The organism is Micromonospora vinacea, assembly GCF_015751785.1.
GTDB lineage: Bacteria > Actinomycetota > Actinomycetes > Mycobacteriales > Micromonosporaceae > Micromonospora > Micromonospora vinacea.
In genome coordinates, this window is sequence record NZ_JADOTY010000001.1 from 3383797 (window position 1) to 3403633 (window position 19837).

Consider the following 19837-nt stretch of genomic DNA (forward strand, 5'->3'; position numbering starts at 1 on the left):
CCGTCGGCGGAGGGGCACGGCATGGCGTGGCGACTCCCGGACGCGGTGTCCGCCCGCGTGGCGCATAGGATGTGCGGTCATGGCACGCGTGCTCACTCCCCGTGCGGAGGATTTCCCCCGCTGGTACCAGGACCTGATCGCCAAGGCGAAGCTGGCCGACAACGGCCCGGTTCGCGGCACCATGGTCATCCGACCGGCCGGCTACGCCATCTGGGAGCGTATGCAGGCTGAGATGGACGCTCGGATCAAGGCGGCGGGTGCGGAGAACGCGTACTTCCCGTTGTTCATCCCGGAGAGTTACCTCAAGCGCGAGGCGCAGCACGTCGAGGGCTTCTCGCCGGAGCTGGCGGTCGTCACCCACGGTGGTGGCAAGCCCCTGGCCGAGCCGATCGTGGTGCGTCCGACCAGCGAGACGGTCATCGGCGAGTTCATGGCCAAGTGGATCGACTCGTACCGGGACCTGCCGCTGCTGCTCAACCAGTGGGCGAACGTGGTCCGGTGGGAGCTCCGTCCGCGGATCTTCCTGCGTACCAGCGAGTTCCTCTGGCAGGAGGGGCACACCGCGCACGCCACCCGTGAGGACGCCCGGGCGTACGCGCGGCGGATCCTGCACGAGGCGTACGAGGACCTGATGGTCAACGTGATCGGCATTCCGGTGGTGGTCGGCCTGAAGACGGCGCGTGAGCGGTTCGCGGGCGCGACGGCCACGTACACCTGCGAAGGCATGATGGGCGACGGCAAGGCGTTGCAGCTGGGCACCAGCCACGAGCTGGGTCAGAACTTCGCCAAGGCGTTCGACATCAGCTACTCCTCCAAGGAGGGCGGCCGGGAGCATGCCTGGACCACCTCCTGGGGCACGTCCACCCGGATGCTCGGTGGTCTGATCATGGCGCACGGCGACGACAACGGGCTGCGCGTGCCGCCGAGGCTGGCGCCGATCCAGGCGTACGTCATGATCGTCAAGGACGGCGACGGCGTCGGCGAGGCGGCGGCCAAGCTGCGCGACGGCCTGCGCGACGCCGGTGTCCGGGTCGCGCTCGACGATCGGACCGACACCCCGTTCGGCCGCCGGGCCGTCGACGCCGAGCTGCGCGGCTATCCGGTACGCGTCGAGGTCGGCCCCCGTGACCTGGCCGTGGGCAACGCGACGGTGGTGCGTCGGACCGACGGTTCGAAGACCCCCACCCCGGTGGCCGACGTGGTCACCGCGGTACTGGCCGCCCTGGAGACCGACCAGCAGGTGCTGCACGACCAGGCGCTGGCCAACCGCGAGTCCCGCACCGTGGAGGTGGCCACCCTGGCCGAGGCGATCGAGGCCGCCGCGACCGGCTGGGCACGGGTGCCGTGGTCGGCGGTGGGCGTGGCCGGCGAGGCGGAGGCGAACGGTCAGGGCGTCACGGTGCGCTGCCTGCTGCGCGCCGACGGTTCGGTACCGGACTCGGAGGACGAGCCGGATCTGATCGCCATCCTCGCCCGCGCCTACTGAGGTGCGGCCGGGCAACCCCGTCGACCGGTTCGAGCCGGGTCGGCTGATCATGCATCGGAACGTGCGGCACGGCCGGATCGGGTGGGTCCGGCCGGCCCGCGTGGTCAGCGACGACGATCGAGGGTTGCTGGTCTGGATCGCCCGGGACTCGCCGGTCGCCCACGAGGTGACCGAGGCCGGGCTGGGGATGCGGGCGATGCCGTTCGCCGAGTGGATCTCGTCGACGTACCGGTTGGCGGAGGGGCGCTGGAACGGCCCGCCGCTGTTGAAGTTCCTGCCCACCGGGGCGGCGCACTCCGTCTGGTGGTTCTCCGACGCCCAGGGCCGGTTCGCCCACTGGTACGTCAACCTGGAGGAGCCCGGTGTCCGCTGGGACGACGGCCCGGTGGCCGGCGTCGACGTGGTGGACCAGGACCTGGACGTGGTGGTGTGGCCGGACCGCAGGTGGGAGTGGAAGGACGAGGACGAGTTCGTCGAGCGGCTCGCCTTCGGCGCCGACTACTGGGTGACCGACGAGAAGGCGGTTCGCGCCGAGGGGGAGCGGGTGATCGCGCTCGCCGAGGCCGGCGAGTTCCCGTTCGACGGCACCTGGTGTGACTTCGTAGCCCCGTCGAAATGGGGCGTACCGGACAAGCTTCCGCCGGGATGGGACCGTCCGCCGGTGCGTTGAGCGGTGTTCCCGGTCACCGACAATGCGGGGTACGGGTCCGATGCGTGCGATCGGCAGCGGATCTGGCAGAATGGGTCGCTGGTATCCGGCGCGCGTCCGGCGCCCTCTAACCCGGGCACGTCGCCAGTCCACCGAGTAGTCTCCGGCCCAACCCCACGGGTCCGGTCGGCGCTCACCCATGCACACCGCCCGCCTGGGCCGGTGAGATCGCAACAGGAGCGAAACAACTGTGGCCGTAAAGATCCGGCTCCTGCGGATGGGCAAGATCCGCAACCCGCAGTACCGCATCGTCATCGCCGACTCGCGCACCAAGCGTGACGGTCGGGCGATCGAGTTCGTCGGGGTTTACCAGCCCAAGGAAGACCCCTCGATCATCGAGGTCAAGTCGGAGCGGGTCCAGTACTGGCTGTCCGTCGGCGCTCAGCCGAGCGAGGCGGTGCAGCGGCTGCTGGAGCTGACCGGTGACTGGCAGAAGTACAAGGGCCTGCCGGCCCCGCCGCCGCTCCTGGTTGCCCCCGAGCGGGCCGACCGCAAGGCGGCGTACGAGGCTGAGGCGAAGGCCGCCGCCGGGCTCGCCCCGGAGACCCCGGCCAAGCCGGCCAAGAAGGCCGCCAAGGCTGCCGAGGCTCCGAAGACCGAGGCTCCGGCTGAGGCTCCGGCCGCCGAGGCGCCGAAGACCGAGGCTCCGGCCGCTGCCGACGCCGGTGAGCAGGCCTGACATGCCACTGCGTCCGGCGTTGGAGCACCTGGTCAAGGGCATCGTCGACCACCCGGATGACGTCCGGGTGCGGATGGTCGATTCCCGTCGGGGCAAGCGGCTCGAAGTCCGCGTGCACCCCGAGGACCTCGGCACTGTGATCGGGCGGTCCGGCCGGACCGCCAAGGCGCTGCGCCAGGTGATCGGCTCCATCGGCGGCCGCGGGGTTCGCGTCGACATCGTCGACTCGTACTGATGCAGCTCGTCGTCGGCAGGATCGGCAAGCCGCACGGTGTCCGCGGTGAGGTCACCGTGGAAGTGCGGACCGACGAGCCCGAGGCACGGTTCGCCCCCGGCACAGTGCTGCGCACTGCGCCGGGGGCGACGCCCCCGCCTGCGCGCAACACTGTGCCGGGCGCTGAGCCGGGGGCGACGCCCCCTCCAACCACCGACGAGCCCGGCATGCCGTTCCGGGTTCCGGCGGAGCTGACCATCGAGGAAGCCCGTTTCCACCAGGGCCGGGTGCTGATCGCGTTCGACGGCATTCTGGACCGCAACACCGCCGAGGCGTTGCGCGGGACGCTGCTCGTGGTGGACAGCGCCGACGTGGCCCCACCGGACGACCCGGAGGAGTTCCACGACCACCAGCTGGTCGGGTTGGCCGTGGTGACTCCGGCCGGCGAACGCCTGGGCGAGGTCGCCCGCATCGACCACGCACCCTCGTCCGACCTGCTGGTGCTGCGCCGCCCCGAGGGGCGTACCGCGTTGATCCCGTTCGTCCGGGCGATCGTTCCGGAGGTCGACCTGGCCGGTGGACGTGTGATCGTCGACCCGCCAGCCGGACTGCTCGACCTTTAGGACCAGCCCGCATGCGCGTCGACGTCGTGTCGATCTTTCCGGAGTACTTCGCCCCGCTGGACCTGTCGCTGATCGGACGGGCGCGGGCCAACGGCGTACTCCAGCTCGCCGTGCACGACCTGCGGACCTGGACCCACGACGTGCACCGCACCGTCGACGACACCCCCTACGGTGGCGGGCCGGGGATGGTGATGCGCCCGGAGCCGTGGGGTGAGGCACTGGATGCCCTCGCGCCGCTCGACGCCCCGCCGCCAAGGCTGCTGGTGCCGTCGCCGGCCGGTGCCCCGTTCACCCAGGCCATGGCGTACGAGTTGGCGGCCGAGTCGCACCTGCTCTTCGCCTGCGGTCGTTACGAGGGGATCGACCAGCGGGTCCTGGCGCACGCCGCCACCCGGATGCCGGTCACCGAGGTGTCCCTCGGTGACTACGTGCTCTTCGGCGGTGAGGTCGCGGTCCTGGTGATGCTGGAGGCGGTCACCCGGTTGCTGCCGGGGGTGCTGGGTAACGCGGGCTCGTTGGACGAGGAGTCGCACGCGCACGGGCTGCTGGAGGCGCCGATCTACACCAAGCCGCCGAGTTGGCGTGGGCACGACGTGCCGGAGGTTCTCCGCTCCGGCGACCACGGCAAGATCGCCCGCTGGCGGCGCGAGGAGGGTCTGCTGCGGACCGCAGCCCGCCGTCCGGACCTGCTGGCCGCGTTGCCGGCCGATCGGCTCGACAAACGGGACATCGCGGCCCTGGACCAGGCCGGATTTCAACCTCCACCGGGGGATGTGGCAAAGTAGGGGGGTTGCCGCATCCGTCCGCGCCCGCGGTCGGCTGCGAGGATCCCCGACCGGGGTCGGTCCGCCGATCACCACCCGGGAATCAGAATCACCCACCCGCGCACCGAGTGACGGTGCGCCGTGAGCCTTACGAGGACGCAGCGATGAACATCCTGGACGCCCTTGACGCCCAGTCGAAGCGGACCGACCTTCCCGACTTCCGGGCCGGTGACACCGTCAAGGTGCACGCCCGCGTCGTCGAGGGCAACCGGTCCCGTGTCCAGATCTTCCAGGGCGTCGTGATCCGCCGCCAGGGTGACGGTCTGCGCGAGACCTTCTCGGTCCGCAAGGTCAGCTTCGGTGTCGGCGTCGAGCGGACCTACCCGCTCAACGGCCCGGGCATCGACCGGATCGAGGTCGTGACCCGCGGTGACGTGCGTCGCGCCAAGCTCTACTACCTGCGCGAGCTGCGCGGCAAGAAGGCCAAGATCAAGGAGAAGCGGGAGAAGCAGCCCAGCTGACTTCCCGCTCGCCACGCCGCCCGAGCTGCGCGTATGCCGTACCGACCAGAGCGCACTACCCTGGTCGTACGGGCGCAGCGAGGCGGCGGTCCCGCCCACGTGGCGGGCAGCTGTCCACTACCGCCCGTGGAGCCTCGACGAGGCTCCCGGGCGGTGGTGTTTCTGCGGACCGGGGAGTGGCGTGGTGCAGACGCTTGACGAGGACGGCACCGTCGATCCGTGGCGCCGACGGGCTCGCCGTACCCGCCGGCAGATGCCCCTCTGGCAGGAGTTGCCGCTGCTGCTGGTGGTCGCGTTCTGCCTCGCGGTGCTGATCCGCACCTTCCTGCTCCAGGCGTTCTTCATCCCGTCCGGCTCGATGGAGGACACTCTCCTCGTCGGTGACCGGGTGCTGGTCAACAAGGTCGTCTACGACGTTCGTGACCCGCTGCGCGGCGAGGTGGTGGTGTTCCGGGGCACCGACCGTTGGGCGCCGCAGGTCGACGAGCAGCCGAAGCCCGGTGTAGCCGGCCGGCTCGCCCGCACCGTCGGCGACCTGGTCGGGGTGAGCCGCCCCGGTGAGAAGGACTTCATCAAGCGGGTGATCGGTCTCCCCGGCGACCGGGTCAAGTGCTGCGACAGCCAGGGGCGGGTGACAGTCAACGGCACCCCGCTCAACGAGCCGTACGTCCTGCGGGACTCACCACTGGACCTGCCACCCAACCCGGCGGAGTGTCGCTCCCGACGCTTCGACGAGATCGTCGTGCCGCCCGGTCAGATCTTCGTGATGGGTGACCACCGTGAGGTCTCCCAGGACGCGCGGTGCCAGGGGCCGGTGCCGATCGACAACGTGGTCGGCCGGGCCTTCATGGTGGTCTGGCCCTCGTCGCGGTGGAGCGGGCTGTCGGTGCCGTCGACGTTCGAGGACGTCTCCGGCCCAGCCACCGCGTCCCCCGGCGCGCCTCCGGTGCGACCGACTCCGCAGGGCGGTGTGCTGCTGATGCTTCCGTTGGCAGCCGCGCTACGTGCTTCCCGCGCGTTCCGGACGGTGCCGTCCAGCCGGGCAACGTAGGCTCCTTGGCGTGATTGACGAGCAGACCGACAAGCCGCGCAGCTCCTTCTGGAAGGAGCTGCCGATCCTGCTGGGTGTGGCGATCCTGGTCGCGGTGCTGGTCCGCGCCTTCGTGCTGCAGACCTTCTTCATCCCCTCCCCGTCCATGGAAAACACCCTCAAGATCGACGACCGGGTGCTGGTCAACAAGCTGGTCTACGACTTCCGGTCACCGCACCGCGGCGAGGTGATCGTGTTCAAGGCTCCGACCGAGTGGAGCGGTAACCCCGACGGTGAGGACTTCATCAAGCGGGTGATCGGCATCCCCGGGGACCACGTGGTCTGCTGCGACCCGGAGGAGCGGTTGATGATCAACGGCAAGTCGCTGGACGAGCCGTACATCTTCTCCATGGACGGGATTCGCGACAAGCCCGCCGACCAGGAGTTCGACATCACAGTGCCCGAGGGTCGGCTGTGGGTGATGGGCGACCACCGTTCGGCCTCCGGTGACTCACTGGAGCACTGGCAGCAGTCCGGGCAGAACATCACCGAGGCCACCATCCCCGAGGACGACGTGGTCGGGCGGGCGTTCACCGTCTTCTGGCCGGTCAACCGGGCCACCTGGCTGACAGTGCCCGACGGGTTCGACGGCATTCCCAAGCCGTAGGCCGACGGGGCGTGGGCGATCCGGCGTCGGTCTGGCAGGCTGGTGCGGTGACCGTGAGCGCGAGGAGTGAGCTTGCGAGCCCCGCAGGCGCGAGCAGTGGCGACCGTGCCTACACCCCTCGACGCGCGGCCCGCGTGCTGCTCGTCGACGCGGCCGGCCGGGTCCTGCTCTTCGAGGGCTTCGACCCGGCCCGACCCGGGCACCGATACTGGTTCACTCCGGGCGGCGGGCTCGATCCGCTGGAGTCCCCGGCGTCGGGTGCCGCCCGGGAGTTGGCCGAGGAGACCGGCCTGCGGCTCGACCCGGCCGAGTTGGGCGAGCCGGTCTGGTCCGACGCGACCGAGTTCTCGTTCGACGGCGTCTGGTACCGCCAGGAGCAGGATTTCTTCCTCTTCCGGGTGGAATCCTGGCGGGTGGACACCACGGGCTTCAACGACGTCGAGCGGCGCAGCATCGCCGACCACCGCTGGTGGCTTCCCGACGAGTTGGTGGCCAGTGGCGACCGGTTCTACCCCCCGGAGCTGCCCGCCCTGCTGACCCGGCTGGGGTTGCCGACCACCGCCGGCCAGGGCGAGGCGTCGTGCTGACCCCGCCGCGCACAGTGGTGCGTCGCGAGGCCGGCCTGTACGCCCTGGAGCGGGCGTTGCAGCGGCGTGGCTTCCGGCACGTCGCCGGTGCCGACGAGGCGGGCCGGGGGGCGTGCGCCGGTCCGCTGGTCGCCGCCGCGGCAGTGCTGCCCGAGGGGCGGCGCGGCGAAATCGAGGGGCTGGCCGACTCGAAGCTGCTCACCCCGGCCAGCCGGGAACGGGTGTACGCGGAGGTCGTGGACCGCGCGCTCGCGTACGCCGTGGTGGTCATCCCGGCCGACGAGGTCGACGCCCGGGGCCTGCACGTGTGCAACCTGGCCGCGATGCGCCGGGCGCTCGCCTCGCTCACCACCCGCCCGGAGTACGTGCTGACCGACGGCTTCGGCGTGGACGGCCTGGGTGTGCCCGGGCTGGCGGTGTGGAAGGGCGACCGGGTGGCCGCGTGTGTGGCGGCGGCCAGCGTGCTGGCCAAGGTCACGCGGGACCGGCTCATGGTGGAGTTGGACGGGGTGTACCCGGCGTACGGCTTCGCCGAGCACAAGGGCTACATCACCCCGGAGCACTCGGCGGCGCTGCGGGAGCACGGGCCGTGCCGGGAGCACCGGTTCTCGTACGTCAATGTCGCCGCGGTCTCCGGCCGCGACGGCCGGCCGCCGCGCGCTCGACGGCCCGGCGGCCACGGCTCGGATGAGCCGATGGAGCGCTCGTGGGCGTCAGGGGGTACCGTCGGCGTGGCGTTGGGCGAGCAGCCTCGGCCTCCGACGCCGGTGGGGGAAGATGTGGCCATGGAAGGCGGAGTGCGATGAGCGCGGAAGATCTCGAGAAGTACGAGACCGAGATGGAGCTGCAGCTCTACCGGGAGTACCGCGACATTGTCCGCCAATTCTCCTACGTGGTGGAGACGGAGCGCCGGTTCTACCTGGCCAACCAGGTCGACCTGCACGTGCGTAACTCCGACGGCGAGGTCTACTTCGAGGTCGAGATGCACGACGCCTGGGTGTGGGACATGTACCGTCCCGCCCGCTTCGTGAAGAACGTCCGAGTGATGACCTTCAAGGACGTCAACGTCGAGGAGTTGGAGAAGCCCGACATCTCGCTGCCGGCCGACTCCGGCTTCGGCGGCTGAGCTCACCCCAGCCACTGCTGGGCCGTGCCACGGGCCCCCCACCCGTGGCGTGACACGGGCCGCCGATCACTCGGCCGGCACCACTACCTCGACCCGCTGCACCATGTTGTTGGCGAAGCCGCCACGATTCCACTGTTGCTCGACCGGCTGGGTCCGCCCGGACGCGTCGGTCGCCCGCGCGCCGAGCACGTACCGGCCGGGGGTGGCGACCCACTCGTGCCGCCAACGCCGCCAGGCGAAGTCCCCAGCGTCCGTCGGGTCCAGTTCGGCCGGTGTCCAGCTCTGCCCGCCGTCGGTGGTGACCTCCACGGCAACCACCGGCGCGTGCCCCGACCAGGCCCGACCGTCCAGGGTGCACGGGCCGGGCCGCAGCACCCGACGGCGGGACATGAAGTCGGGGAAGCCGGGCGGGCGGACCAGGGCACGCGGCTCGATCCGCGTCACCGGCACGCCCGGGTCGTCAGCGTCGCGGCGTACCCGGTAGGCCACCGCGTTCTGGTACCCCTCGAACGGCTCGGTCCGAAGCTCGATGGAGTGGACCCACTTCACGTGCGCCATGCCGTACCAGCCCGGCACGATCAGCCGCAGCGGCGCGCCGTGCTGCGGCAGCAGGGGAGCGCCGTTCATCTCGTACGCCAGCAGCACCTCCTCGCGCAGCGCGTCGGCGACCGGAAGCGCCCGCTGGTAGTCCTGCTCGATCCCGCGCTCCACGCCGTGATCGGCGCCGGTGAAGACCACGTCCACCGCGTCCGGGTCGATGCCCGCCTCCCGCAGCAGCGGAGCGAGGGGAGTGCCGGTCCACTCCGCGTTGCCGACCGCTTCGACCAGCCAGGGCTGGCTGACCGGCCGGGGGTGCAGCAGGGCCCGCCCGTTGCCGGCGCACTCCAGGGTCACCTGCCGGGTGATCCGGGGCCGCTCGCGCAGGTCGGCGAGGGTGACCGTCAGCGGACGCTCCACCGCGCCGCCGATGGTCAGCGTGTGCGTCGCCGGGTCGAGCTCCGGGATGTCGTAGTGGATCAGCAGGTAGTGCAGCCCGGCCGGGGTGACGTCGTAGCGGAGCGCCTCCAGTGGGATGCCGTGGTTGCGGGCCGCGAGCTGCAACTCCTCGGCGCTGATCGTCTCGTCCGGCTCCGCGAGCCGGGACGGGCCGCTCACGTCGGCCACCGTTGGCCCGGTGGGGGACGACGTCCGGTCATCGAGAGTGGTCATGCGGGCCTCCCCGGTGCAGACGGCGGCACCCGCCGTACGCGGCCCAGCCTAGGCCCTCCCGGGTGGCCCGAAAACGCCACCGGAGGTACGGCGGCGTTCGCGCGGCGGGCCGTGGACAGCCTCCCGCCGTCCCGGGCATAACAGATCATCGACGCCGTTGGGTGGTCGTCCACAGCACCTCCGGTTGTCCACAGCTGCGTCGGCCGGGCTGGTGGGCGACCCGGCGTCGGCCGGAGGCTGCCGTCATGCGACAGCCATCCGTCCGTTCGATCCGCCGCACGGTGCTGCTCTGCACCGCGCTCCCGCTCACACTGACCGTCCAGCTCTGCGGGCTGGCGGTGCTGGTCGCTGCGGTGCCCGGCCAACCACCGACGCCGACAGTGCCGGTCGCGGCCCTGGCAGAGCAGGTCGTCGACCCGGCGCCCGCCGGGCGGTTCCGCTGGCCGCTCGACGGGCCACCCCGTCCGGTACGCCGGTTCGACAGGCCGCCCCGACCCTGGCTGCCCGGTCATCGCGGCGTCGACCTGGCCGCCCCGGCCCGAGCGGTGGTCCGCAGCGCCGGGCCGGGCACAGTGCTTTTCGCCGGCCTGGTGGCCGGTCGACCGGTGGTCACAGTGGGCCACGCCGACGGGCTGCGGACAACCCACGAGCCGGTCCAACCCGCCGTACACCCCGGCCAGCCGGTCACCGCCGGCGCGCCGCTGGGCGAGCTGCTGTCCGGGCATCCGGGTTGCCCGACCGAGGCGTGCCTGCACTGGGGCCTGCGCCGGGGCGAGGAGTATCTCGACCCGCTGGCCCTGCTCGGCCTCGGCCCGGTGCGCCTGCTCCCGGTGTCCGCTTCCGATGCCCGCTCCCGGCCGTCCGGTCAGCGCTGGGCGAGCAGTGCCGGCAGCCGTGCGGCCAGCCGCTCGTACTCGTCGGCGGCGTTGTAGACCTGGCCGGTGAGCCGCAGCCACCCCCGGCCGTTCCAGCTCATCACCGCCACCTCGGCGGCGAGCCGCTCACCGATCCGCGCCTGCAACGCCCGCGCCGCGTCGATGGTGGTGCCCGTGCCGAGCGGCAGGGGAATGAGGCGCAGCGCCACCCCCGGTCCGCCGGGCTCCGGCAGGTCGGCGGGGGCCACCCCCAGAGCGTCCCCCACCACCCGCTGGCCGTACGCGGCGAGCGCCGCGTTGTGCGCCCGCACCCGGTCGACGCCGAGACTGCGCATCGTGAACAGGCCCGCCGGGGCGGCAAGCCAGGGCGTGTAGTCCAGAGTCGCCTGCCACTCGAGCCGGGCCGGGAAACCCGACTCCTGCTCCCAGGACACCACAAGCGGCTCGATCCGATCCCGCCACTGCGGTGCCACGGACAGCAGGGCGGTCCCGCGCGGGGCGTACGCCCACTTGTGCAGGTTGCCCACCCAGAAGTCCGCGTCGATGCTGCCCACCGGGATGGGCAGCATGCCCGGGGCGTGCGCGGCGTCCACCAGGACCGGCACGCCATGCTCGCGGGCCACCCCGACGATCGCGGCGGTCGGGAAGAGCTTCGCGGTTGCCGAGGTGAGCTGGTCGACGACGAGCAGTCGGGTCCGCCCGGGGCGAAGGCCGGCGCGGATGCTCTGCACGATCTGCTCGTCGGTGGCGGCCAGTGGGACCGGCAGGACCCGGCTGACCGCGCCGGTCCGGCGGCACTCGCGCTGGATGGCCAGGCTCACCGCCCCGTACCCGTGGTCGGTGCTCAACACCTCGTCGCCGGCCTTGAGGCCCACCGACTGGAGCACCACTGCGACGCCGGTGGTCGTGTTGCCCACCAGGGCGCTGCCGTCCGGGTCGGCGCCCAGGAACCCGGCGAGGTGCCGGCGGGTGTGCGCGATCCGGTCCACCAGCCCCTGGGTGAAGAAGCGCAGCGGGTTCGCCTCCATCTCGTCGCGCAGCCGCTGCTGGGCGCGCTGCACGCCGATCGGCACCGCACCGAACGAACCATGGTTGAGGTGGCTGACCGCCGGGTCCAGGGAGAAGAGCAGGCGGGCGCCCGGGATCGGCTCAGGGGGATTCGGGACGCTCACTTGATGATCGTAACCGCCGCCCGTGCGCGCCCTCCGGTGCTCGATCAGGCGCGTGGGTGCGCCTGTCGGTACGCGGCACGCAGCCGCTCGACCGACACGTGGGTGTAGATCTGCGTGCTCGCCAACGACGAGTGACCGAGCAGCTCCTGCACGGCGCGCAGGTCCGCGCCACCCTCCAGGAGGTGGGTTGCCGCGGAGTGCCGTAGATCGTGCGGGCTGGTCCGGGGCAGCCCGGCGGCCTCGGCGTACGCACCGACGATCTGACGCGCGGTCGTCGGGTTGAGCCGACCACCCCGCGCGCCCAGCAGCAGCGCGTCGCCCGAGCGGGCGCCCACCATCGCCGGGCGGCCCCGGCGCAGCCAGTCGTCCAACGCCCGCTGGGCGGGCACCCCGTACGGCACCGAGCGTTCCCGCCCACCCTTGCCGAACACCCGGATCACCCGCCGGCCGTGGTCGACATCCCCGACGTCCAACCCGCACGCCTCGCTGACCCGTACGCCGGTGGCGTAGAGCAGTTCCAGCAGCACCCGGTCCCGCAGCGGCACCGCCTCGGATCCTTCCGCTGCGCCCTGCGCTGATTCGGCTGCTGTGTCCGCGGGCTCGGCGTCCGGTCGGGCTTGGTCCGTGCGGGCTGGGTTCGTGGGTGGCGGTGTCTGCCGGGACGGTGCCTCGACCAGAGCGGCGGCCTGGTCGGCGCGCAGCACGCTGGGTAGGTCCCGGTGTGCACGAGGGCTGGCCAGCGCGGCGCCCACGTCGGCGGGGAGCAGCCCGGCCCGGTGTGCCCAGGCGCTGAACGCCCGCGCCGACGCGGCCCGCCGGGCCAACGAGGTGCGGGCCGCCCCCGTGGTGCGCTGTCGCGCCAGCCAACTGCGCAGCACGGACAGGTCCAGCTCGGCGAGGTCGACGCAGCCCATCCGGACGGCGTGGTCGAGCAGCGAGACCAGATCGGTGACGTACGCGCGGACGGTGTGCGCCGACCGGTTACGAACCCGGGACAGGTGCTCGGCGAAATCGTCGACCGCGTCGCGCAGCGCTGGCGGCAGTGCCTGGTGCATGGCCCGGGTGCCCCGGTCTGGCCGGCTCATCGTGGCCGCGCCGGCGTGCCGGCCGGTCCCACGGCCCGGTCACCCTCACTGTCGGCTGGCACGGCACCAGCCTACGGCCGGTACAGGTACGCCACCGGCCACGACGGCGCCGGTCTCCACCCCGACTATCGGCGGTTGCTCCTCTTCGTCAGGACCACGACCAGGCCGACAACGAGCACGGCGGTCACGACGAGACAGCAGAGCACGCTGATGTGCCACGGCTTGATTGCACCCATGACCGGGCACGGTACCGGCAGTGCCGGTCGGCCGAGGACCCGAGCGCGAGGGGCGTCCGGACGGCCACGCCGGCCGGACGGCGGTGACACATCCGCTCAGGTGCCAGCCCGGCCAGATGTCTCCGCCGCTGCACGCTTCAGTTTGGCGGGCGGGGCAAGGGCATAGCCGTCGTCGCGACGGACCACCATGGACAGCTCCTCCAGCAGTGACAGCTTGCGCAACGCGGTCCGTACGTCGACACCGGCGCGCGCGGAGAGCCGGTCCACGCCCATCGCGCCCCGACGGGGCAGCGCCTCCAGCAGCGACCGCGCGTCGTCGTCCAGCGCGTCGGTGGCCCGCTGTGGTCCACGCGCCAGCGGGGCCAGGTCCGCCCCGATCCGGCCGACCTCCTCCAGCACGTGCGCCACCCCGGTCACCAGCCGGGCCTTGTCGGGGTGCTCGCGCAGGAACTCGTGCGCGCCGACGGACATCGCCGAAGTCACCGGCCCCGGCACCACCATGGCCACCCGATTGGCGTGAATGGCTCGCCGCGCGGTCTGCGTCGCGCCACTGCGCGCCGCCGCCTCCACCAGGACGGTGCCCCGGGTGCCCACGGCGATCACCCGGTTGCGGATCAGGAACCGGGGCCGCAGCGGCTCGGCACCGGGCGGCCACTCGCTGACCAGCAACCCCGTCTCAGCGATCCGGTCGAAGAGCGCGGTGTTGCCCATCGGGTACGGGCGGTCGAGCCCGCAGGCGAGCACCGCCACTGTCAGACCGCCCGCGGTGAGGGCACCCCGGTGGGCGGCGGCGTCGATGCCGAACGCGCCACCGGACACGACCGTCCAGTCCCGCTCCGCCAGGCCGTACCCCAGCTCGGTCGCGACGTGCTGCCCATAACCGGTGGCCGCCCGCGCCCCCACCACTGCCACCGAGCGATCCAGAGCTTCGCCGAGCGGCCAGCTCCCGCGTACCCAGAAGCAGAGCGGCGGGGCGGTCTCACCGTCCACCCGGCGGCTGACGTCCGGCAGGCGCAACGTCGCCAGGCCGGCAACCTGGGCCGGCCACTCCTCGTCGTCCGGCGTGACCAGCCGGGCACCCAGTCGTTCCGCCCGCTCCAGGGCCTCCGCCGCCACCGCCCGCGCGTCGCCGGCCGCCGAGCGTGCGGCGACAGTGGTGTGCAGCCAGCCGTCCGGGCTGCCGCCGTCGAGCAGCAGATCCAGGGTGGCCACCGGGCCGTGCCGTTCCACCAGGTGATGCACCGCCCGCGTACCCGGTTCCGCCAGCCAGGTCAGGGCGACCCGGGCCAGTCTGCGTTCCTCCTCGGCGCTCATGTCGCCTCCCCCGTCCGTAGTTGAAGCGCTTCCCGGACGTCGTCCCGATCCGGTCGGTCGCGACCGTCCAGATCAGCGATGGTCCAGGCCATCCGGATCACCCGGTCGAAGCCGCGCGCCGACAGCGAGCCGGAGTCGAGCCGGCCCCGCAGCTCGACGGTGACCCGGGCCGGTAGCCGCCACGGCGGTCGGCGCAGGTGTGGGCCTTCCACCTCGGCGTTGAGCCGCCGGCCGAGGTCGGCCCAGCGGCTGGCCGCCGCCTGCCGGGCCGCCGCCACCCGGGCGGCGACGGTCGCCGAGGGCTCGACATCGCCGTCGGTCGCCATCAGCTCGGCCGCCCGCACCGGCATCAGGCGCACCTGGACGTCGATCCGGTCGAGCAGCGGCCCGGAGAGTCTTCCCAGGTAGCGGCGGCGGACCAGCGGCGAACACTCGCAGTTCGCATCGCCGGCCGGTTTCGCGCACGGACACGGGTTGGCCGCCAGCACCAACTGGGTGCGGGCCGGGTACACGGTGCCGCCTCCGCTGCGGTTCAGCTGGATGCGGCCGTGCTCCAACGGCTGGCGCAGCGCCTCCAGCGCACCCTTGCTGAATTCGGGAGCCTCATCCAGGAAGAGCACCCCGCGATGGGCCAGTGACACCGCCCCGGGTCGGGCCAGCCCCGAGCCGCCACCGACCAGCGACGGCACGGTCGCGGTGTGGTGCGGCGCCTGGAACGGCGGGCGACGCAGCAACCGACCGCCCGGCGGCAGCAGCCCGGCGACCGAGTGCAGCGCGGTGACCTCCAGCGCCGCGTCGTCGTCCAGCTCGGGCAGGATCGACGGCAGTCGTTCGGCGAGCATCGTCTTGCCGGCGCCCGGAGGGCCGAGCAGTGCCACGTGGTGCCCGCCGGCCGCGGCGACCTCCAGGGCGCGCCGACCCAGCTGCTGACCGGCGACGTCGGCGAGATCCGGCCCACCGGCCTGTGGCTCCGGGATGTCCGCCGGTGGTTCGATCAGCGGGGTCCCGTCCCGAACGAAGGCGACGAGCCGGTGCAGGGTGTCCACCGCTCGCACCCGTACCCCGGGGATGACGGCGGCCTCGGCGGCGTTGCCGACCGGGACGATCACCCGCGCGACGCCGGCCTGGGCCGCGGCGGCGACCATCGGGAGTACGCCGCGCACCGGCCGGACCGTCCCGTCGAGCCCCAGCTCGCCGAGGACCACCACCCCCTCCAGCGGGAGCAATGGCAACTCACCCGAGCCGCCCAGCAGCGCCGCGGCGATGGCCAGATCGAAGGCCGAGCCGAACTTCGGCAGCGTTGCGGGCAGCAGGTTGAGGGTGATCCTCCGGTTGGGCCAGCGCTGGCCGGAGTTGACCACGGCGGCCCGGACCCGGTCGCGGGCCTCATGCAGGGCCGTGTCCGGCAGACCGGAGATCACCACCGCCGGCAGCCCGGCGGACAGGTCCGCCTCCACCTCGACGAGGTGGCCGGTCACCCCGACCAGCCCCACGCAGAGCACCTTCGCGTAGCTCACCGCGCGTCACCGGTCCTTCGGGTACGCATGTCAGAACGCGCCCTTGAGGTGGTCGACCTGCGCCGGCCCGACGTCGGGCAGCCGCACCGACAGCACGTCGAAACGCACCTCCTCGGCGGTCGTACCGGTCTCGGTCAGCCACCGGGCGGCGAGCCCTCGCAGTCGGCGGGCCTTGGCCGGCACGACCGCCTCGGCCGGGGTGCCGAAGCTCTCACCCCGCCGGGTCTTCACCTCGCAGAAGGCGAGCACCGGCCCGTCCCACGCGATGATGTCGATCTCCCCGGCCGAGCAGCGCCAGTTTCGGGCGATCGGGCGCAGCCCCGCCTCGGTCAGATGCCGGGCCGCGCACCGCTCGCCGTACGCGCCAACCGCCTGGTTCCGCTTCGTCATGGCCGGCACGGTGCCCGCCGGAGGGCGATCGCCGCGACCCGGCGGCGGCCCAACTGTGGACAACAGGGTTGCTGTGGACAGTCGGACGATCATGCTCACGGTGTGCTAGGGCCTCCGACCGCGGCCGGTAGCGCGGCCGGCCGCGCTCCGGGCTGAAATGGCGCGCGCGTGGCCGGTCGCATACGGTGCCTGACGTGGACGGACGACGGAGTTTTCCGGAAGATCAGGAGTCGCGCTGGTACCCCGACGAGCGGGGTCGCGGTTACGGCGAGTCGGAGTGGCGCGGCGCGGGCGAATCGCGGTACCGGGACAGCGAGATCCCCGAGCAGCGTGGCGCGGAAGACGGCCGCTCCGTCGAGGACACCGGCGTCGGCCGCCGCCGCGAGCCGGACTCGGGACGCTTCGGCGCCGTCGACGCGGGCCGGTTCGGTACGCCGGAGTCGGACTCGGGTCGCCTGAGCGCCGTCGACGCGGGTCGGTTCGGTGCGTCGGAGCCGGACTCGGGTCGCTTCGGCGCCCTGGACGATCAGACCGGCCGGTTCGGGGCGAGTGAGGCAGATTCGGGGCGTTTCGGCGCGGTCGACCCGTTGGGTGCCGCGCGACCGGAGGTGGACGGTTACCGGGCCACCCGGTCGCGGCGGGCGGACCGGGACCCCTCGGAGACCTCCGGTGAGCTGCCCGGACGCCGAGCCGCCCGCGAAGCGACGGCAGCGGGATCTCCGGTGAGCAGCGCGGTGCCGGAGACGTCCCGCGACAGCACATCGACAGCGCCGGCCAGCGTGCTCGCCGATCAGGCCCGTCCCGCTCCGCTCGCCGGGTACCCGATCATCGAGCCGACCCGGGGCGGCGGCGACACACCGCATCCGCTGGAGATGCCGACCGGCCCGATGCCGGGGATCGGTCCTCGACCTGACCTGCCCGCAGCCGAGCCGCCGGTGTACCCGCCGGCCGCCGACGGCGTCTATCGGACCCGTCGACCGGTGCTGGCCGTACTCTTCGCTCTGCTGGTGTTGATCTTCGAGGTCCCCGCGCTGCGGGTGTTGCTGGCAGGCGTGACCGGCGACCCGGTGGACGCCGGGAACGTGGTGGTGGGTATCGCCCTGGTCGCCGGACTGCCGATCTTCGCGACTGGGCTGTACGGGCTACGAACCGGAGGTCTGGCGCTCGCCGACAACGGCCGGGGCTGGCTGCGCCCACCGACGGCCTACCTGACCGTCGGCCTGGTGCTCTTCGTCGCCGCCGCGCTCGCCGCCGGCTGACCCGCGAGCACCCGCCGCTGCCCGACCCGCGCTGATGATTCGGACAACAACCAGGAAATGGTGGCCTCCGGCGACGCGGAGGCCACCATTTCCATGAAGTAGCGCGATCTTGCCAAGCAACTCGCGCCGGGAGCCGGAAGCGACGGGGCTGGGAGCGGCGGAGCGGCGGAGCAGCACGCCACGCGCACCCCGGGGCGGCTGAACAGGTGAGGGGCGTACACTGGCCAACTGGCGACCGCCTCGTGCGGTCGACCTCGCGCGCCCTCTTCACGAATCGTCGTGGAGCGACGGCCTCCCTGGTCCCGATCTTGATCGGGTCCACCATGGGTCGGCGACCAGGCGCCAGGACGCCCGGCCACCGGCCGGGCGTGACAACCAGGGACCTTGAGGAGTACCCCAACCATGGCCGTCGTGACCATGCGTCAGCTGCTGGAGAGCGGTGTCCACTTCGGGCACCAGACCCGGCGCTGGAACCCGAAGATGAAGCGCTTCATCATGACCGAGCGCAACGGCATCTACATCATCGACCTGCGCCAGACCCTCGAGTACATCGAGAAGGCGTACGAGTTCGTGCGTGGGACCGTCGCCGAGGGTGGCAGCATCCTGTTCGTCGGCACCAAGAAGCAGGCCCAGGAGGCGATTGCCGAGCAGGCGACCCGGGTCGGCCAGCCGTACGTCAACCACCGCTGGCTCGGTGGCATGCTGACCAACTTCCAGACCGTGTACAAGCGGCTCCAGCGGATGAAGGAGCTGGAGGGTCTGGGTGACCTGAGCGGCACCGCCGCCGGTTACACCAAGAAGGAGACCCTGCAGCTCTCCCGCGAGAAGATCAAGCTGACCCGCACCCTCGGTGGCCTGCGGGACATGCAGAAGCTTCCCGCCGCGGTCTGGATCGTCGACACCAAGAAGGAGCACATCGCCGTCGACGAGGCCCGCAAGCTGGGCATCCCGGTGATCGCGGTGCTGGACACCAACTGCGACCCGGACGAGGTCGACTTCCCGATCCCGGGTAACGACGACGCGATCCGCTCGGCCGAGCTGCTGACCAAGGTCGTCGCCGCCGCCGTCGCGGATGGTCTGATCGCGCGTTCCGGCCGCCGCCGGGGCAACGACGAGAAGCCCGAGGGTGTCGCCAGCGACGAGCCGCTGACCGAGTGGGAGCGCGAGCTGCTCGAGCCGAAGAAGGCCGACGAGTCGGCCGCCCCGGCCGAGCAGCCCGCCGCTGCCGCCGCCGAGCAGCCCGCCACCCCGGAGCAGCCGGCGCAGGCCGCCACCGAGCAGCCGGCAGCCGCCACCGCGGAGTGATCGCACCGTCGCTGCCCCGCCGTCCGTTTTCGCGAACGGCGGGCAGCGACGGTACGCCGGGCACGATCCGCCCGGATCCGGGTAACCGGCATCTCTGACCATCCACACGCCGTCTCAACACCGAAGAGAGAGCCATGTCCCAAATCACCGCCGCGGACGTCAAGAAGCTCCGCGACCTCACCGGCGCCGGCATGATGGACAGCAAGAAGGCGCTGACCGAGGCCGAGGGCGACTTCGACAAGGCCGTCGAGATCCTGCGCGTCAAGGGCGCCAAGGATGTTGGCAAGCGGGCCGGCCGTACGGCCGCGAACGGCCTGGTCGCCCACTCCGGCAAGGCGCTGCTCGAGCTCAACTGCGAGACCGACTTCGTCGCCAAGACCGAGTCGTTCATCGCGCTGGGCCAGCAGTTGGTCGAGCACGGTGAGCGCGCCGGCGTGAACTCCGCCGAGGAACTGCTCGCCTCCGAGCTCGACGGCAAGGTCGTCGCGGACCTGATCCAGGAGCAGTCCGCCAAGATCGGCGAGAAGCTGGTGCTCAACCGGTTCGCCCGGGTCGAGGGCACCACCGCCGTCTACCTGCACCGCAAGGCCCAGGACCTGCCGCCGGCGGTTGGCGTGCTGGTGTCGTACACCGGCAAGACCGACGAGGCTGGCGACGCCGACGCCCGTGGTGTGGCCATGCAGATCGCCGCGATGCGGCCGAAGTACCTCACCCGGGACGAGGTTCCGGCTGAGGTCGTCGAGTCCGAGCGGCGCATCGCCGAGCAGACCGCCCGCGAGGAGAACAAGCCCGAGGCGGCCCTGCCGAAGATCATCGAGGGTCGGGTGAACTCCTTCTTCAAGGACTTCGTCCTGATCGAGCAGTCGTCCGTCTCTGACAACAAGAAGTCGGTGAAGCAGCTGCTGGCCGAGGCCGGCATCGAGGTCACCCGCTTCGTGCGGTTCGAGGTCGGCCAGGCCTGAGCCGCCACCGGGCGCCGCTGGCGCCCGTGGGCAGGAGACATCAACGAGGAGGCCGCCGGTGTACGTGACAGGCACCGCGGCCTCCTCGTCACATAGGGTCGGCAGCG

General features: G+C 72.2%; 21 protein-coding genes and 1 pseudogene. 16 read left to right on the plus strand and 6 right to left on the minus strand.

Annotated elements, in window-relative coordinates:
* Positions 1 to 79 precede the first annotated feature (79 nt).
* The 12 genes from proS to IW249_RS16255 all read left to right on the plus strand — a co-directional run bounded on the left by proS (position 80) and on the right by IW249_RS16255 (position 8406).
* Positions 80 to 1486 carry a proline--tRNA ligase gene (proS, locus tag IW249_RS16200; protein WP_196921525.1) on the plus strand — a complete coding sequence of 469 codons (1407 nt, stop codon included), beginning with the start codon at positions 80 to 82 and terminating at the stop codon, positions 1484 to 1486.
* Positions 1487 to 1535: 49 nt separating this feature from the next.
* The gene (locus IW249_RS16205; RefSeq protein WP_196921526.1) at positions 1536 to 2156 is read left to right on the plus strand and encodes a ribonuclease FAU-1 family protein; all 621 of its coding nucleotides are present in this window, start codon (positions 1536 to 1538) and stop codon (positions 2154 to 2156) included.
* Between the two features lie 229 nt (positions 2157 to 2385).
* Positions 2386 to 2874, plus strand: a complete 489-nt coding sequence (gene rpsP, locus IW249_RS16210; RefSeq protein WP_196921527.1) for a 30S ribosomal protein S16 — start codon at positions 2386 to 2388, stop codon at positions 2872 to 2874.
* Complete coding sequence (locus IW249_RS16215; protein ID WP_172862164.1) at positions 2849 to 3109, plus strand: RNA-binding protein; 261 nt, start codon at positions 2849 to 2851, stop codon at positions 3107 to 3109. The genes rpsP and IW249_RS16215 overlap by 26 nt, the downstream gene beginning before the upstream one ends.
* Positions 3109 to 3711, plus strand: a complete 603-nt coding sequence (gene rimM, locus IW249_RS16220; RefSeq protein WP_196921528.1) for a ribosome maturation factor RimM — start codon at positions 3109 to 3111, stop codon at positions 3709 to 3711. Before IW249_RS16215 ends, rimM begins: the two co-directional genes overlap by 1 nt.
* 11 nt (positions 3712 to 3722) lie before the next feature.
* Entirely contained in the window at positions 3723 to 4496 is a 774-nt protein-coding gene (gene trmD, locus IW249_RS16225; protein ID WP_112588424.1) for a tRNA (guanosine(37)-N1)-methyltransferase TrmD, read from the plus strand.
* Positions 4497 to 4639: 143 nt separating this feature from the next.
* Positions 4640 to 4996, plus strand: a complete 357-nt coding sequence (gene rplS / locus IW249_RS16230) for a 50S ribosomal protein L19 (RefSeq protein WP_030335223.1) — start codon at positions 4640 to 4642, stop codon at positions 4994 to 4996.
* Positions 4997 to 5177: 181 nt separating this feature from the next.
* Entirely contained in the window at positions 5178 to 6047 is an 870-nt protein-coding gene (lepB, locus tag IW249_RS16235; protein ID WP_196921529.1) for a signal peptidase I, read from the plus strand.
* 10 nt (positions 6048 to 6057) lie between these two features.
* Positions 6058 to 6693: a signal peptidase I gene (lepB, locus tag IW249_RS16240; protein ID WP_196921530.1), complete on the plus strand. Its 636-nt coding sequence runs from the start codon at positions 6058 to 6060 to the stop codon at positions 6691 to 6693.
* Positions 6694 to 6746: 53 nt separating this feature from the next.
* Positions 6747 to 7280: an NUDIX hydrolase gene (locus IW249_RS16245; protein WP_307788816.1), complete on the plus strand. Its 534-nt coding sequence runs from the start codon at positions 6747 to 6749 to the stop codon at positions 7278 to 7280.
* Positions 7274 to 8086 (plus strand): ribonuclease HII, encoded by an 813-nt coding sequence (locus IW249_RS16250; RefSeq protein WP_196921532.1) that lies wholly within the window; start codon positions 7274 to 7276, stop codon positions 8084 to 8086. The genes IW249_RS16245 and IW249_RS16250 overlap by 7 nt, the downstream gene beginning before the upstream one ends.
* Positions 8083 to 8406: a DUF2469 domain-containing protein gene (locus IW249_RS16255; RefSeq protein WP_007075222.1), complete on the plus strand. Its 324-nt coding sequence runs from the start codon at positions 8083 to 8085 to the stop codon at positions 8404 to 8406. Before IW249_RS16250 ends, IW249_RS16255 begins: the two co-directional genes overlap by 4 nt.
* A gap of 66 nt (positions 8407 to 8472) precedes the next feature.
* Here IW249_RS16255 and IW249_RS16260 read toward each other — a convergent pair whose 3' ends face one another.
* The gene (locus IW249_RS16260; protein ID WP_196921533.1) at positions 8473 to 9615 is read right to left on the minus strand and encodes a sulfite oxidase; all 1143 of its coding nucleotides are present in this window, start codon (positions 9613 to 9615) and stop codon (positions 8473 to 8475) included.
* Positions 9616 to 9860: 245 nt separating this feature from the next.
* Here IW249_RS16260 and IW249_RS16265 point away from each other — a divergent pair, with 245 nt between their 5' ends.
* Positions 9861 to 10547 (plus strand): murein hydrolase activator EnvC family protein, encoded by a 687-nt coding sequence (locus IW249_RS16265; protein WP_196921534.1) that lies wholly within the window; start codon positions 9861 to 9863, stop codon positions 10545 to 10547.
* Here IW249_RS16265 and IW249_RS16270 read toward each other — a convergent pair.
* The 5 genes from IW249_RS16270 to IW249_RS16290 all read right to left on the minus strand — a co-directional run bounded on the left by IW249_RS16270 (position 10481) and on the right by IW249_RS16290 (position 16204).
* A complete protein-coding gene (locus tag IW249_RS16270) occupies positions 10481 to 11662 on the minus strand; it encodes an aminotransferase class V-fold PLP-dependent enzyme (RefSeq protein ID WP_196921535.1) in 1182 nt (393 codons plus the stop codon). The two genes, IW249_RS16265 and IW249_RS16270, sit on opposite strands and share 67 nt — an antisense overlap.
* 44 nt (positions 11663 to 11706) lie before the next feature.
* On the minus strand, positions 11707 to 12747 hold the full coding sequence (locus tag IW249_RS16275; RefSeq protein ID WP_196921536.1) for a tyrosine recombinase XerC: 1041 nt from the start codon (positions 12745 to 12747) through the stop codon (positions 11707 to 11709).
* Between the two features lie 332 nt (positions 12748 to 13079).
* On the minus strand, positions 13080 to 14297 hold the full coding sequence (locus tag IW249_RS16280) for a DNA-processing protein DprA (protein ID WP_196921537.1): 1218 nt from the start codon (positions 14295 to 14297) through the stop codon (positions 13080 to 13082).
* Positions 14294 to 15814, minus strand: a complete 1521-nt coding sequence (locus tag IW249_RS16285) for a YifB family Mg chelatase-like AAA ATPase (RefSeq protein WP_196921538.1) — start codon at positions 15812 to 15814, stop codon at positions 14294 to 14296. The genes IW249_RS16280 and IW249_RS16285 overlap by 4 nt, the downstream gene beginning before the upstream one ends.
* Before the next feature lie 30 nt (positions 15815 to 15844).
* Positions 15845 to 16204 (minus strand): YraN family protein, encoded by a 360-nt coding sequence (locus IW249_RS16290; protein ID WP_196921539.1) that lies wholly within the window; start codon positions 16202 to 16204, stop codon positions 15845 to 15847.
* 157 nt (positions 16205 to 16361) lie between these two features.
* On the opposite strand from IW249_RS16290, the pseudogene IW249_RS16295 reads away from it, so the two are divergent.
* From IW249_RS16295 to tsf, 3 genes and pseudogenes are all read left to right on the plus strand, one after another.
* A pseudogene (locus IW249_RS16295) lies at positions 16362 to 17463 on the plus strand (hypothetical protein).
* Positions 17464 to 17865: 402 nt separating this feature from the next.
* Positions 17866 to 18768: a 30S ribosomal protein S2 gene (rpsB, locus tag IW249_RS16300; RefSeq protein ID WP_196921541.1), complete on the plus strand. Its 903-nt coding sequence runs from the start codon at positions 17866 to 17868 to the stop codon at positions 18766 to 18768.
* Positions 18769 to 18902: 134 nt separating this feature from the next.
* Entirely contained in the window at positions 18903 to 19730 is an 828-nt protein-coding gene (gene tsf, locus IW249_RS16305) for a translation elongation factor Ts (protein ID WP_196921542.1), read from the plus strand.
* The last annotated feature ends 107 nt before the right edge of the window (positions 19731 to 19837 follow it).